This window comes from Pectinatus haikarae, assembly GCF_015732185.1.
GTDB lineage: Bacteria > Bacillota > Negativicutes > Selenomonadales > Selenomonadaceae > Pectinatus > Pectinatus haikarae.
Map to the genome: position 1 here is coordinate 66,650 of NZ_WIQM01000016.1, position 14,487 is coordinate 81,136.

A 14,487-nucleotide genomic window follows, 5' to 3' on the forward strand; every position below is an offset into this window, starting at 1 on the left:
TGGGAGTGATATTATGGAAATAAGAAGACTGCAATATTTTATTGCCGTATGCAAATATCTGCATTTTACAAAAGCCGCGGAAAGCCTGCATGTTGCCCAGCCGACTCTGAGCCAGCAAATTCAATTGCTTGAACAAGAAACAGGCGCTCAGCTTTTTGACAGACTAGGCAAAAAAGTAATACTAACTCCTGCCGGAAAAATATTATTCCGCCACAGTATGCGTATTTTTGATACGATGGAACAGGCAAGGACAGAAATCAGCCAGCTCAACGGACTGGAACGTGGCAGGATAAAGGTCGCCTGCCTGGGCACATATCTGGCTATGGAAACAGTCATTGCATTTCACAAACAGTATCCCAAAATACATATAGAATTGGAGCAGCTGTCTACCGGTCAGATACGGCATAAGTTACTTCAAAATGAACTCGATTTTGGCGTCGTTTTTCTTCCGCTGGCAGATAAAGAATTAGAAGCCATACCTTTATATCAAGAAAAAATGGTCGTTATGGCAGCAAAAGACCATCCGTTTGCTGCCGAAAAAAAAATCACCTTTGACCAGCTGGGAACTGTACCGTTAGTCATGATGTCAGAAAATTTTATCATCAGAAGAATATTTGATCAAGCCTGTCAGGAAAATGAGCTGGCATTTACTCCTATTCTTGAGCTGAGCCAAATGGAAGACCTGCGGGAAATGGTGGAACAAAACATTGGTGTCAGTGTGCTTCCGTATTTATATGTACGAGATATGTGCAGCCGTTACAATATCTGCATCGTAACATTTGCGGATATATCCATAGAGCGCAGAATAGGCATCGTTTATCGCAAGGGGCGTCATATGTCTGCTGCTTCACTCGAATTGATTGAAAAATTGCGCATCTTTTTTGCTGAGCTTAAATTGGAACATGCTGTACACAAAAATATTTAAATATATTTTTTGTAACATTTGTTACGGTTATTATAAAATCATTCTGTTAAACTAAGCATATCAGATGATCAATCTTGACATTTACAGGAGGATATATTATATGAACCCATACTTTTCTCTTTCAGATAAAGTGTACGATGTGACTGAACGCTATCCGGAGCTGATTGACTGGCTGGCTGAAAATGGCTTTGAAAACCTGCGCAACGATGTTATGCGTAAAACCATAGGCAGAACAATTTCATTGGAAACTGCTTTTCGCAGTAAAGAGCTTTCTCCTGAACTGCTTGAAAAACAGATGGTTGAAATCATACAGAAAAAGTGCCAAAAAGATGATTCTGCTTCTGTTATTCAGCATACTGACAGTGATGTGATAAATGTTGCCGGTGTTCTACCGTGCCCTATTCGTGTGCAGCTTTTAGAAAAACTGGATAACTGGCTGGAAAATCAAAAGGATGATATAAAATACGAATTGCCTGCGGCGAGCATGGGAATTGAATGGCTGCGGGAAAGTATCGAAAAAAGCAAAACCGATGAACTGGCAGATATTTATTTATCAGCAGGATTCAGCTTATTTTTTGATAAACATATTATGGGCAGGCATATGGATGCCGGTATTTTTTCCGATCTTACCGGAGAAAAAAAGCTCAATGCGCATTTTGATAATAATGAAATTGACCTTAAAGATCCTTTAAAGCGTTATTCTATAATCGGAGCCGTTCCCGCTGTCTTTATGGTAAATACTGAGTTATTGGGTGAACGCGCTTTTCCAAAAAGCTGGTCTGATCTGCTGAAGCCGGAATTTGCTGATACTATTGCCCTGCCTATGCAGGATTTAGATTTATTTAATGCCGTACTGTTAAACATTTATAATAACTTTGGTGAAGCAGGCATATCCAGTCTGGGAAAAAATTTATACGCAGGCATGCATCCGTCTGAAATGGTAAAATCTGCCAAGCGGAAAAAATCAGAACAGTCGCCTTTGATAACTATCATGCCATACTTTTTTACCTGCATGATTGATGAAAAAGGACCGATAAAAGCTGTGTGGCCTGAGGAAGGTGCTATAATCAGTCCGATATTTTTATTGACAAAAACTTCTTCCCAGAAAAAGATTCAACCGTTGGTTGATTTTCTCTTTTCTAAGGAACTGGGAGAATTATTCTGCCTGGACGGTAAATTTCCATCTACCCATCCCCAGGTGAACAATGGGCTCTCACCTGAGCAGAAATTCATATGGCCGGGTTGGGATTTTATCCATTCACACGATATAGGTAAGATTTTAGCTAAATCACGTCTGATCTTCAGCAAGGCATCGGGAGGAATAATATGAATTTGATAATTTTTTCAGGGCCGCCCTCATCCGGTAAAACTTCTGTTATACTGAAAGTCATAGAATCTTTCCAGAGAAGGAAAATAAATGTTGGTGCAGTGAAATTTGATTGTCTTTATACCGATGATGACAAACTTTATGAAAAAGCTGGTATTCCAATAAAAAAAGGACTTTCCGGCGCTTTATGCCCAGATCATTTTTTTGCCTCCAATATCGAAGATGTAGTCAAATGGGGGAACAAAAAAAAGCTCGATCTCTTGATAACCGAATCAGCCGGATTGTGCAATCGGTGTTCACCCTATCTTGTAGGTGTAAAGGGTGTCTGTGTTATTGACAATCTTTCAGGAATAAATACGCCGAAAAAAATTGGTCCTATGCTCAAATCCGCTGATCTGGTAGCGATAACCAAAGGGGACATAGTTTCGCAGGCAGAACGGGAAGTTTTTGCCTCCAGAGTCAGTGCAGTGAATCCCAAAGCTGTAGTCATGCATATTAATGGTCTCAGCGGGCAAGGTGCCTATGAACTCAGCACAATGCTTTATGATGAAAAACAACATCTGCATTCGGTGCAGGGGATGAAATTACGCTTTCCCATGCCGTCGGCAATGTGTTCATACTGCCTCGGTGAAACAAGAATAGGTCAAAACTATCAAATGGGCAATACAAAAAAAATGATCTGGGAAGACGGTGAAAAATGAAAAGATTAACTATAGCACAAATCTTGCATCAATATCCCTTCACGGTTGAATTTTTTCAACAGAATCGTTTGGATATAACTGGTTTTGAACAATTATGTTTTGAAGACTACCTGGAGCAACTAGATGAAAGGGAGCTTGAGGAAAAAGCCATAGATCCGAAAAATCTGCCGGAAGAGCTGAATGAGTATATCAGGCAAATGTCCATTTTCCTGGGTTTGGAAAAGAACAATAAAGTTCAGTCCCTGACTATTCTGCCGGGACATGACAAAAAGGCCGTGCCTGAAAATTTTGACGAACTGGTGATTCTGCCTTCACAGATCGTTGCCATAGTGGGCCCAACCGGTTCAGGCAAAAGCAGACTGCTGGCAGACATTGAATGGGCGGCACAGAGGGATACTCCTACAGGACGCAGCATTTTGATCAACAACACACTGCCCGACGCAAAGTGGCGCTATTCTCCCAACAATAAATTGGTAGCGCAATTATCACAAAATATGAATTTTGTAATAGATTTAAGTGTCAAAGAATTTTTACGGCTGCACGCACAAAGCCGCATGGCAGAAAATGAACAAAAACTTTCTGCAGAGATATTGGCAGAAGCTAATAAACTGGCAGGAGAATCTTTTTCGGAGGACACTCCCGTTACCAGCCTGAGCGGTGGACAGTCGCGTGCTCTTATGATAGCTGATACAGCCATTTTGAGTGCCTCGCCTATCGTTTTAATAGACGAAATAGAAAATGCCGGTATAGACAGGCGAAAAGCTCTGGAGCTTTTGATTTCACAAGATAAAATTGTTTTGATGGCAACTCATGATCCCCTGCTGGCTCTAATGGCTGACAGACGGATCGTCATCCGTAACGGCGGAATTGATGCGGTATTGGAAACAACACAAGATGAAAAGAAATTACTGGAAAAAATGAATCGTCTTGACTGTATAATGCAAACGGCAAGACGAGAGCTTCGTGCCGGAAAAACACTTCATCCCGAAAAAATCTTCGTTTAAAAACTACAGCAGTTTTATTGCCAAAGGAGGTGGCTGTTTTGCTGACAGAATTAAAAGACAGCCCGCTGTTTTCCGGTATGACAGAAGCAGAAATAGAAGATTGCCTGACTTACAGCGGTGCTAAAATAGTTGCTTATAAGAAGGATGATATAATATTCCATCAGAAAGAACTGCCCTCGAAGCTGATGATGCTGCTAGACGGAGTTGTGGTCATTGGCAATAATTCAAGTGATGGCAGAAGAAGCGTCGTTGCTACCTTTAACAGCACAGGTGAATTATTCGGAGAAGTCTTTGTTTTCCTGAATAAGAAAAGTTATGATCATTATGCACAGGCAGCCGCAGCGAGTAAAATATTGCAGATCCCCCGAAATTTTATTTACAGCGAAACAAATCAAAAAACTACTTGGCAATCTAAGATAATAGCCAATATTTTATCAATCTTGGCACATAAGGCTTATTTTTTGAATCAACGCCTGCAGGTTATGTCGTGTGCCACGCTCCGCCAAAAAACAGCAAAAGTCTTACTGCAAAATGCAGCTGCTGACGGCAAGGTAACTTTGGGAATGAACCGTGAAGCCTTGGCAGATTTTTTAAATGTAGCCCGCCCGTCATTATCCAGAGAACTGATGAAAATGCAGGAGGATGGCCTACTGCTTATAAAAAAGAAAACGATATATATCAAAAACATTGAAGAATTGAGAAATATTTTATAAATAATAAAAATTTGTAACCAGTGTTACGGATTTTTAGTCTTATGCCTGCTATGATAGATGTATTGAAGGGTTAATAAAATATTTTAGGAGGATATCATTATCATGGAAAAGAAAATGTTTTGTTTTCAGTGTCAGGAAACCGCAGGCTGCACTGGCTGCACCCAAGTAGGTGTATGCGGAAAGAAACCGGAAGTTGCCGCTATGCAGGACCTGCTGGTTTATGTGACTAAAGGTTTATCAGCAACTGCCGAACAATTGCGCAAGGAAAATAAAAAAGTGTCCCGCACTATAAACCACATGGTCACAACAAATCTTTTCACTACTATAACAAATGCCAACTTTGATGAAGCCACTATTATAAAGCGTATTTTCAGTACCTTGGAAGAAAAGGAAAAGCTTTTGTCACAGGTGGAAAATAAAGACGCTCTGCCCGATGCAGCCAGATGGACATCCGCAAGCAAAGATAATTTCCCGGAAAAGGCAGCTGCAGTTGGTGTTCTTTCTACTGAAAACGAGGACATCCGCAGTCTCAGAGAACTTATTACTTACGGTTTAAAAGGACTTGCTGCTTATACTAAACATGCCAATACGCTTTTACAGGATGATGAAAAACTGGATGCCTTTATTCAATCATCTTTAGCTAAAACTCTTGACAATTCGCTTAGCATAAATGATTTGGTGGCGCTTACTCTCGAAACAGGAAAATATGGTGTCGATGGTATGGCACTTTTGGACAAAGCCAATACGTCATCCTACGGTAATCCTGAAATAACAAAAGTTAATATTGGCGTAGGAACTCGTCCGGGAATCTTAATATCCGGGCATGATTTACGAGATATGGAAATGCTGCTTAAACAAACAGAAGGCACCGGCATAGATGTGTATACACATTCTGAAATGCTGCCGGCACATTATTATCCCGCTTTCAAAAAATACTCTCATTTTATAGGCAATTATGGAAATGCATGGTGGAAACAGAAAGAAGAGTTTGAAAGCTTCAACGGCCCTATACTCATGACCACAAATTGCATTGTTCCTCCTAAAGACAGCTACAAAGATCGTCTTTATACCACGGGGGCAGCAGGATTTCCCGGGTGTAAGCATATAGACGGCGAGGTCGGTAAAGAAAAAGATTTTTCGACTATAATTGAGCACGCCAAACGCTGTGCACCTCCTATAGAATTGGAACGCGGCGAAATAGTGGGCGGATTTGCGCATAATCAGGTATTGGCTCTGGCAGATACAGTAGTCGATGCTGTTAAAAGCGGTGCTATTAAAAAATTTGTTGTTATGGCTGGCTGCGACGGTCGTCATAAAACCAGAAACTATTATACTGATTTTGCGAAAGCACTGCCTAAGGACACTGTTATCCTGACTGCCGGCTGTGCAAAGTATAAATACAACAAACTTGATCTTGGTGCTATTGGCGGTGTGCCGCGTGTACTGGATGCGGGGCAATGCAACGACAGTTATTCGCTGGCAGTCATTGCGCTGAAACTGAAGGAAGTGTTCGGCCTTGACGATATCAACGACCTGCCCATTATATATAATATTGCATGGTATGAACAAAAAGCAGTGATTGTTCTGTTGGCGCTTTTATATCTCGGTGTAAAAAATATTCATCTCGGCCCTACTTTGCCTGCTTTTCTTTCACCAAATGTTGCCAAAGTATTGGTAGAAAACTTTGGTATTGCCGGTATTACAACTGTTGAAAACGATATAAATTTATTTTTTGATGAATCTGCCGTACAAGCATAAAAGCATATTGGACCTATGTGCCAGCCCTGCACAAATATAATTACATTATTATAAATGAGCAGCTAAAGTCCATTAAAATCATTGATTTAACCATGGTGTATATTTTAATTTCCAGACGTTTGATATTAACAATATTGAACGTCTATTTTTTATGTATTTTTAAATAAGGCAGGCAGCTTTTTCATAAAAGGGCCCCATAAGTTAGATTTTTTAGTCTAACTTTACGTGGTCACTGCATAAACACGTGCTGTTTTTACGGCTTGCAACAATGTGGAGCAAAAAAATATATCAAAAACCGAACAACATCCCAAAGGGTTGTTAAACATAATATATAAAATATGTAAGATATGCAGCAATTAAACCATAATACACTATTTATACCATTCTTCAAAATCAAAAAAATTTGGCAATTAATTCATAATTTACGTTTATATTATCTCCAATGTATGATATTATTATAAAAATGATAGATATATTCCCCTTCCGAGTGGATTTTTGAATATATTTGAATTTTAGGGATTATCTTTCACAGAATGAAACTGCCTTTTTACTAAACCGATTCTATTAAAAAAGTAAGTGATATAGGAATTTGATCATCGGTTAAATTTTATTTTGCCTTTTATAGAAATACGGAGGAGAAAATGCAATTATTACATCTTGATAGTGATAAGCTTTTTTCAGAAAAGATAAAAAATATTGCTCAAAAAAATGGTTTTACCTATAAAAGGGCAATATCCACAAACGAAGTTTTTGAAAAATTTGATACTGGAAAAACGGGATTGCTGGTCATCGATGAAGATATTGATTGGATGCTAAACAATGAATCTGTTCGTGTCATTATCTCCAGAGATTTTATTTGCCCGCCCATTATTGTTATAACATCCAAAAAAGATCTGCGGATAAAAAAGAAATGTTTCAATATGGGAATAATGGGATATTTCGAAAAAGAATTATTCAACAGCAGCCGCTTTGTAAAATATCTCAAAACTATTCAAAAAGAAACGGGAAATATAGATCTGATACGAAAAATTCATATTGCTGTGCTTGATGACAGTCAATTTACGCTCAGAATCATGCGTGTCTTTTTTGATATGCATGGGATTAATAATGTCGCTTATTATCAAAGTCCGTCAGAATTCTTACAGCAGAAAATGGACTATGAACTTTTTCTTATTGATCTGGTTCTGCCTGAGCATGACGGAGACGATATTATTGAATACATACGAGAAAAAAATCAAGATGCAATGATCATCCTAATGACAGCTTATACTAATGAAAATATCTTGGCACACTGTTTGAGTATTGGTGCCAATGATTTTATATTAAAACCTTTAGAAATGAAAATATTTATGGCCAGGATAAGTTCTTGCATAAATCATTATTATCTCCAAAGAGAAATAAGCATAAAAAATGACCAGCTTTTTGATATGGCTACAAGGGACAGCTTGACAACTCTATATAATCGCGCTTATTTTGCAAAAATATGTGAAAAAAAAGTAAAAGAAAATTTGGCTGCTGATTTACCATTTTCTTTTATATTAATGGATATTGATCATTTCAAAACTGTTAATGATCAATATGGTCACTTAAAAGGTGACTATGTTCTTAGAGAACTTGCCAAGGTTCTAAAAGAAAATCTAAGAAATTCTGATATTATCGGTAGATGGGGCGGCGAGGAATTTACTATTTTGATGGATAATGCAACAGTAGAGTCTTCCACAGAAGTTGCCGAAAAGATAAGAGAGGTCATAGAAAAACATTGCTTCAACGGTATAAGGCAGATAACCGTTAGTATAGGTGTAGCACAATGGCAGAAAGGTGATGACAGAGAAATACTGTTCAGAAGGCTGGATCATTCATTATATCTGGCAAAACTGACAGGACGCAATAAGGTAGTAAGCAACGCTGAACTGCATATGGTACAGGGAGACAAACCTATGACGATCGAGTGGGGCCTTTTTTTCAAAAGCGGCAATGACAAAATCGATGCAGATCACAGTAAATTGATCGGAATGTTAAATAAATTCATTTATCTGTGCTTTGATAAAAATAAGAAAAAAGAAATGGATAATCTTCTTATTGAATTTGCCCAAGAGATAGTTGATCATTTCGACAGAGAAGAAGAAATACTCAAAGATTATAAATATCAGAACTATAAAGACCACAAAAATGTCCATGCCGAACTTGTAACCAAAACTTTAAAACTGCTCAAGAACTATAATGATAATAATCTTGAACCTATAAATGTTGCAAAATATTTAGTGCAGGAGGTCGTCATTGGTCATATTGTCAGACATGATTTTAATTTCTATAATATCTTCACACATCATGAGAATGAAAATATGATAGTCAAGTCATAAATATTTTTCTTGGACATAGGTTATCTTTTACTAACAATTTGACTTTTTATTTAATAAATGATATATTACTAGTATAATATTATTGCTCGAGCCACTCCTCTTTACTGCCGGTTAATACCGGCAGTTTTTTTGTATAGGAATAACAATAATAGTGAATTTATCGCTGTTTTATCAAATGTCTAAAACCTATTCTTCTCTGTAATACTAATAATTTGATAAAATTTTTTTCTTTATCTATTCTTTTCCATAAAATTTTACGCAAATATTTAAAAGTTAATTTGATTCGATGCTTTTTTTATTTACTGATGTTTAAAAAATGCGGAAATAAGACTGCTGTTCCTGCATTTTTCTTCTTTTTAACCAAGTTTTTTTATATTTTGCCGCTCTGTTCAGCTGCCACATATTTTTTTAATTTTGGAACATATTTAAAGGCAGCAGTAAGTAAAACAATAGTATGGTATTTTTCACTATTTTGGAGTATAATAACAAAATGTAATAGCAATCATGATAAAAAGGAATCAGATAAATGAATCCAATAATAGGATTCTGAGTTTTTATATTGGAGAAGGGTGGATGATCATTTTGAGCAGAAGTTTTTTCAAATCTCTTCATTTTCAGGTATTGATTTCAATCATATTAGGTATTTTATTCGGGTATTTATATCCAACGCTTGGTACGGATATGAAACCGCTTGGCGATGCATTTATAAAATTAATAAAAATGATTATTGGACCGATTATATTCTGTACCATTGTTTGTGGCATTGCAGGCATGGGGGATATGAAAAAAGTAGGCAGAGTAGGCGGAAAGGCTCTTCTATACTTCGAAACGGTCACAACATTTTCTCTCTTTTTTGGTATCTTATTAGTTGAAATTTTAAAACCAGGCAAAGGGATGAATATTGATCCGTCTACACTTGATGCTTCTTCTGTATCAATGTATGCACAGGCAGCTCAAGCTCATTCTGTCGGGCAGTTTTTTATGAATATAATCCCGAATACAGTAGTTGATGCTTTCGCTAAAGGCGAAATTTTACAGATATTGCTTTTTTCTGTAATTTTCGGCTGGGCATTATCTAAAATGGGGGAAAAGGGAAAACCTCTTTTGCAAATAATCAGCGATGTTTCCCATACCTTTTTTAAGATTGTAGACATTATTATGAAACTCGCACCGATCGGAACTTTTGGCGCTATGGCTTTTACGATTGGCGCATATGGTATAGAATCGCTGGGCAGCCTGCTCAAGCTTTTAGGGACTTTCTATCTTGCCTGTTTCTTATTTTTGTTATTTGTAATCTGTCCGATAGCCAGATGGGCAGGAATAAATTTTTGGCGATACTTGTGTTATTTTAAAGATGAACTGCTTATAGTATTCGGCACTGCCTCTTCGGAAAGCGCCTTACCGCGCATGATGGAAAAATTAGAAAAGCTTGGCTGTTCAAAATCCATTGTCGGACTTGTTATTCCGACAGGTTATTCTTTCAATCTTGACGGAACATCGATCTATCTTACTATTGCAGCAATATTTTTAGCTCAGGCAACGAATACTGATTTAACATTCATGCAGGAAGCAACTATTATAGCGGTTTTACTGCTGACTTCAAAAGGCGCGTCGGGTGTCACAGGAAGTGGTTTTATAGTTCTTGCCGCAACCTTGACCAGTATGCCTTCCATACCTGTTGGCGCCTTAGCGCTTATCTTCGGAGTTGATCGTTTTATGACCCAGGGACGTGCTCTGACAAACCTTATTGGCAACGGAATTGCTACATTTGTAGTAGCTGAATGGGAAAAAGAGATAGATTACAGTAAAATGCAGGAAGTTGCCTGCGACAGCAAAAAATTTGCAGAACATAAAATGGCAATAAAATGATTTGGGGTTATAAACATATACTTCAGTGCAATATATAAACTGCCGCCTACAATAGACGGTTTATAAACATCACAAAAACCTGCCTGGCAATTCTATGCCTACAGGTTTTTTTCGTTTTCAATGCAAAGGATAAGAAATAAAAACGGCGAATTTAATTATATGTATAATATTTTGAGGTGAAAAAATGAAAGTATTGGTTACAGGCTGTACCGGACAGCTGGGTTTTGATGTCTGCCGGCAGCTCAAAGAAAAAAATATTGAATATTATGGAGCGGTAAGAGATGATTTTGATTTAAGAAATCAAGCAGCTATTGTAAGCTTCATAGAAAAAATTAAACCTGATGCGGTCATTCACTGCGCTGCGTATACTGCTGTGGACAAAGCTGAAGACGAACCGGAGCTTTGCCGTCAGATAAATGTCACGGCAACACGCACGATAGCTGAAATCTGCAAAACAATTAATGCAAAAATGCTGTATATAAGCACTGACTACGTTTTTACCGGTACAGGTGATCATTTTCAAGAGGTAAACGATAAAAAAATTGCTGTGAATGTTTATGGGCAATCAAAATTGGATGGTGAATCAGCTGTGCGCAATACGCTGAAAAATCATTTTATAGTACGTGTGTCTTGGGTTTTTGGCATAAAGGGACATAATTTTATACGTACAATGCTGAATTTGGCTCAAAATCACAGCACACTCAGAGTAGTAAATGACCAGATCGGCTCACCAACTTATACCGCTGATTTAGCCGTCTTATTATGCAATATGGTATTAAGCAATAAATACGGAACCTATCATGCCACTAATGAGGGTATCTGTTCATGGAAAGACTTTGCCGAAGAAATATTTAGGCAAGCAGCCGTTAATACAGCCGTTATCGGTCAGTTGTCAGCAGAATATCCAACCAAGGCCAGACGACCTCTGAATTCAAGATTGAGTAAAAAATCTCTGGACGATGCCGGATTTCGCAGATTACCTGATTGGCATGATGCACTGCAAAGATATTTAAAAGAAATAAACTTAGAAAAATAAAAAAACTTATCAAATTATACCAAAAAAACACTGTACTAAAATCAATGATTTTAGTACAGTGTTTTTTGGTCAGACAGTCATTCTTTACCGTCTGACGATGTGCTATCATCGGAAGATGATGATTCGGCTGATTTTTCGGCGTTTGATACACCGGAAGCAGGCACGGAAGATGAACTTGTATCAGAAGAAGTCTGTTCAGAAGATATTTTCTGAATTATATTTTGGATCTTGGCATCTTGTCCATAAGTCAGGACACTATAAAGATCCGAGCTGGTAGTGTCATTATCCGATAAATAATTTGCCAAAGAAGCATTCTGCATTTGTAATGAGGAAACATATTCATCCAGCTCTTGTGTTGCTGAAGATGTATCATTTGATGAAGTCTTCGTATCGGTCCCACCAGCCGCCGCAGAATTTTTGTTGGTGGTTTCAGATGACGATGCACTGTCTGAAAACAATGTTGATAGCAAACTATTTGATACATTGCTAATAATAGACATCCCTTACCTTCTTTCACTATGTATAACATTCATTGAAACCCTATAAATACTATCGTCAATTTGCAAAAAAATTTAAGAGATATTTACATATTTATTTAATTTGACCGCTAGGATATTATTGACATAATATTATTCTCATTTTTGCGGTAAATATCAATTTATATTGTTTTATCCTTGTCATCAAAAATCATATAAATTACATATCACATCTATATTAATAAATAATCTAAAACATTTAAAAAAAAACATCCCTTGTTAAATCTTTAATAGTATCTATTTTATATATAATAATATAAAAATAACTACTTTACTTTTATATCGTAAGATAGTATTATAATGTCATAGATAAAAAGTTACCTGATAATAAAAAATAATTAATAAGTACTAGAAAGGGTTGTTTATAATGAAAAAAAACATATTTGCTTTATCAGCTATTCTTCTTGGAGTTGCTTTTACAGGAGTAACTCATGCTAACCCCGTTGATGCACCGTTTGCGATAACCAATATGAGCAGCAGCGAAAAGGGTATTTACAGGACAGTTGACAATAATCCTACTTCCTACAGCAAGAAAGAAATTAATGGTCATATTTATGAAAGCTGGGTTGATAATAATACAGCATATACAAAAGTTGACGGTAATGTGGTTAAAGCTTATAAGATTGATAATGATTTAGAAAGAGATCCGTTCATAAATATGAGCAGTAATTTAAGATAATAATACTCTCCTTGCTTTTATAACAAGATTTGGATAATAAAATCCGAATCTTGTTATTTTTTTATTGAGAATTTTCATTAACAAAGATTAAATAATACCGAAATTATGCAAAAATCCTGAATCTAATTATTGATGTCCTATAAAACACAGCAATAATATAAGGCTGATACAAGCTTTACCTGACATGCGTTGTCTTTGTCTTTAAATTATAAAAGCGCTATAATTAATATTAATATTTTAAGAGATATTAATATGTAAATTTTGAGGGGGATTTTCATGCTAAAACAGGAAAGCTCACTTACAGGGAAACATATACTTTTTGCTGTAAGTGGGGGCAACGCCGTATGGCAAAGTGTAGAGACAGTGACAAGATTGAAGCAGGCAGGTGCGGATGTTCATGTAGTAATGACAGCAAGTGCCTTAAAGTTTTTATCACCCGTAAGTTTTCAAAGAGCTTCCGGCAATAAAGTAGAAACTGATATGTGGGAAAAATTGACCGAGATGAGTTCATCTCATATACCACTATCCAAGCTGGCCGATATTGCCATAATTGCTCCGGCAACAGGCAATATTATAAGCAAACTTTCCTGTGCTATCGCGGATGATACACTCACGACCATGCTGCTGGCCTGTGAGTCCCCTATTTTTATAGCACCATGCATGAATCCTGTCATGTATAAAAATCCTATAATGCAGGAAAATATTCTCCGTTTGAAAAAATATGACACTCATTATAAATTTATAGAACCTGATGAAGATAAAAAGAAGGGAAAAATTCTGCCGCCTCAGGACATAATAGATGAAATCGAAAAATACTGTCTAACTATCTAATATGTAGAATGTTATTATCTGATATCAGCAAAAAAAGATTTTCTATCTCTTTTTAGGAGAAGGAAAATCTTTTTTATATCAGATATGTTTTGCAGAAAATCAATAACTTTTTGCAGCTAAACGCTTATGCTCCCATCTGGCAAGCAAAGATAAACTGTAATTCAAGATAAAGTATATTAATGCAACGCAGCCCATGATCGCAAACAAGTGGCTGGTATCGCTATACCGGCCTATCAAAATCATGCTTCGTCCTGTAAGCTCTTCCGTTCCCACTGCCCACACAAAAGAAGAATCTTTTATCACCGTGGTAAACTGAGAAACCATAGGAGGGATTACATTACGATATGCCTGCGGCAAAATGATATGATATACTATTTGCCATCTGCTGAACCCTTGAGAAAGAGCCGCCTCAAACTGCCCCTTCGACACGGAATTTATACCGCCGCGCACGATTTCCGCCATGATGGCCCCTGTGAATACAGACATAGCCAGTATGCCCGACATGGTCGGCGGCAGCGGTGTCATGAACCGCGCAATCAACACACATAAAAGACAAGGTATGTTTCGTACGACATCCACATAAATACCCGCTATATGTGCTAATACGGGTATTTTCAAGTATCTGGCTATACCGATCATCGTGCCGAGCAAAACACTGAATATTATGGAAAAGAAGCCAATTTCCAAGGTGACTTTAAACCCACCCATTAAAAATAAAAAATTATTCGCTTCAAATAACTCTGCCATT

13 protein-coding genes are annotated in these 14,487 nt (G+C 37.2%); 11 read left to right on the plus strand and 2 right to left on the minus strand.

Annotated features, from left to right (window positions below):
- Window positions 1-13 precede the first annotated feature (13 nt).
- The 9 genes from I6758_RS10955 (at window position 14) to rfbD (ending at window position 11,693) form a co-directional block, all read left to right on the plus strand.
- On the plus strand, window positions 14-925 hold the full coding sequence (locus I6758_RS10955) for a LysR family transcriptional regulator (protein ID WP_196605311.1): 912 nt from the start codon (window positions 14-16) through the stop codon (window positions 923-925).
- A gap of 100 nt (window positions 926-1,025) precedes the next feature.
- On the plus strand, window positions 1,026-2,255 hold the full coding sequence (locus I6758_RS10960) for an ABC transporter substrate-binding protein (protein WP_196605312.1): 1,230 nt from the start codon (window positions 1,026-1,028) through the stop codon (window positions 2,253-2,255).
- Window positions 2,252-2,953, plus strand: a complete 702-nt coding sequence (locus tag I6758_RS10965; RefSeq protein ID WP_196605313.1) for a GTP-binding protein — start codon at window positions 2,252-2,254, stop codon at window positions 2,951-2,953. The genes I6758_RS10960 and I6758_RS10965 overlap by 4 nt, the downstream gene beginning before the upstream one ends.
- A complete protein-coding gene (locus I6758_RS10970) occupies window positions 2,950-3,957 on the plus strand; it encodes an ATP-binding cassette domain-containing protein (RefSeq protein WP_196605314.1) in 1,008 nt (335 codons plus the stop codon). Before I6758_RS10965 ends, I6758_RS10970 begins: the two co-directional genes overlap by 4 nt.
- A gap of 38 nt (window positions 3,958-3,995) precedes the next feature.
- Window positions 3,996-4,670, plus strand: coding sequence for a Crp/Fnr family transcriptional regulator (locus tag I6758_RS10975; RefSeq protein WP_196605315.1), 675 nt, complete (start codon window positions 3,996-3,998; stop codon window positions 4,668-4,670).
- Window positions 4,671-4,772: 102 nt separating this feature from the next.
- Complete coding sequence (gene hcp / locus I6758_RS10980) at window positions 4,773-6,428, plus strand: hydroxylamine reductase (protein ID WP_196605316.1); 1,656 nt, start codon at window positions 4,773-4,775, stop codon at window positions 6,426-6,428.
- Between the two features lie 641 nt (window positions 6,429-7,069).
- Window positions 7,070-8,788, plus strand: a complete 1,719-nt coding sequence (locus tag I6758_RS10985; protein WP_196605317.1) for a diguanylate cyclase — start codon at window positions 7,070-7,072, stop codon at window positions 8,786-8,788.
- A gap of 573 nt (window positions 8,789-9,361) precedes the next feature.
- Complete coding sequence (locus I6758_RS10990; RefSeq protein ID WP_307222597.1) at window positions 9,362-10,657, plus strand: dicarboxylate/amino acid:cation symporter; 1,296 nt, start codon at window positions 9,362-9,364, stop codon at window positions 10,655-10,657.
- 184 nt (window positions 10,658-10,841) lie between these two features.
- On the plus strand, window positions 10,842-11,693 hold the full coding sequence (gene rfbD, locus I6758_RS10995) for a dTDP-4-dehydrorhamnose reductase (RefSeq protein WP_196605318.1): 852 nt from the start codon (window positions 10,842-10,844) through the stop codon (window positions 11,691-11,693).
- Window positions 11,694-11,770: 77 nt separating this feature from the next.
- On the opposite strand, the gene I6758_RS11000 is transcribed toward rfbD, so the two are convergent.
- Complete coding sequence (locus I6758_RS11000) at window positions 11,771-12,193, minus strand: hypothetical protein (protein ID WP_196605319.1); 423 nt, start codon at window positions 12,191-12,193, stop codon at window positions 11,771-11,773.
- A 403-nt stretch (window positions 12,194-12,596) separates the two neighbouring features.
- On the opposite strand from I6758_RS11000, the gene I6758_RS11005 reads away from it, so the two are divergent.
- Both I6758_RS11005 and I6758_RS11010 read left to right on the plus strand, forming a co-directional pair.
- Window positions 12,597-12,908, plus strand: coding sequence for a hypothetical protein (locus I6758_RS11005; RefSeq protein ID WP_196605320.1), 312 nt, complete (start codon window positions 12,597-12,599; stop codon window positions 12,906-12,908).
- A gap of 276 nt (window positions 12,909-13,184) precedes the next feature.
- Entirely contained in the window at window positions 13,185-13,739 is a 555-nt protein-coding gene (locus I6758_RS11010; protein ID WP_196605321.1) for a flavoprotein, read from the plus strand.
- A gap of 99 nt (window positions 13,740-13,838) precedes the next feature.
- On the opposite strand, the gene I6758_RS11015 is transcribed toward I6758_RS11010, so the two are convergent.
- Window positions 13,839-14,486: an amino acid ABC transporter permease gene (locus I6758_RS11015; protein ID WP_196605322.1), complete on the minus strand. Its 648-nt coding sequence runs from the start codon at window positions 14,484-14,486 to the stop codon at window positions 13,839-13,841.
- Window position 14,487 lies beyond the last annotated feature (1 nt).

Excerpts from the sequence above, each read along its gene's own strand:
- I6758_RS10955 (WP_196605311.1), top strand. The coding sequence starts at position 14 with ATGGAAATAAGAAGACTGCAATATTTTATTGCCGTATGCAAATATCTG.
- I6758_RS10960 (WP_196605312.1), top strand. The coding sequence starts at position 1,026 with ATGAACCCATACTTTTCTCTTTCAGATAAAGTGTACGATGTGACTGAA.
- I6758_RS10965 (WP_196605313.1), top strand. The coding sequence starts at position 2,252 with ATGAATTTGATAATTTTTTCAGGGCCGCCCTCATCCGGTAAAACTTCT.
- I6758_RS10970 (WP_196605314.1), top strand. The coding sequence starts at position 2,950 with ATGAAAAGATTAACTATAGCACAAATCTTGCATCAATATCCCTTCACG.
- hcp (WP_196605316.1), top strand. The coding sequence starts at position 4,773 with ATGGAAAAGAAAATGTTTTGTTTTCAGTGTCAGGAAACCGCAGGCTGC.
- I6758_RS10985 (WP_196605317.1), top strand. The coding sequence starts at position 7,070 with ATGCAATTATTACATCTTGATAGTGATAAGCTTTTTTCAGAAAAGATA.
- I6758_RS10990 (WP_307222597.1), top strand. The coding sequence starts at position 9,362 with ATGATCATTTTGAGCAGAAGTTTTTTCAAATCTCTTCATTTTCAGGTA.
- rfbD (WP_196605318.1), top strand. The coding sequence starts at position 10,842 with ATGAAAGTATTGGTTACAGGCTGTACCGGACAGCTGGGTTTTGATGTC.
- I6758_RS11000 (WP_196605319.1), bottom strand. The coding sequence starts at position 12,193 with ATGTCTATTATTAGCAATGTATCAAATAGTTTGCTATCAACATTGTTT.
- I6758_RS11005 (WP_196605320.1), top strand. The coding sequence starts at position 12,597 with ATGAAAAAAAACATATTTGCTTTATCAGCTATTCTTCTTGGAGTTGCT.
- I6758_RS11010 (WP_196605321.1), top strand. The coding sequence starts at position 13,185 with ATGCTAAAACAGGAAAGCTCACTTACAGGGAAACATATACTTTTTGCT.
- I6758_RS11015 (WP_196605322.1), bottom strand. The coding sequence starts at position 14,486 with ATGGCAGAGTTATTTGAAGCGAATAATTTTTTATTTTTAATGGGTGGG.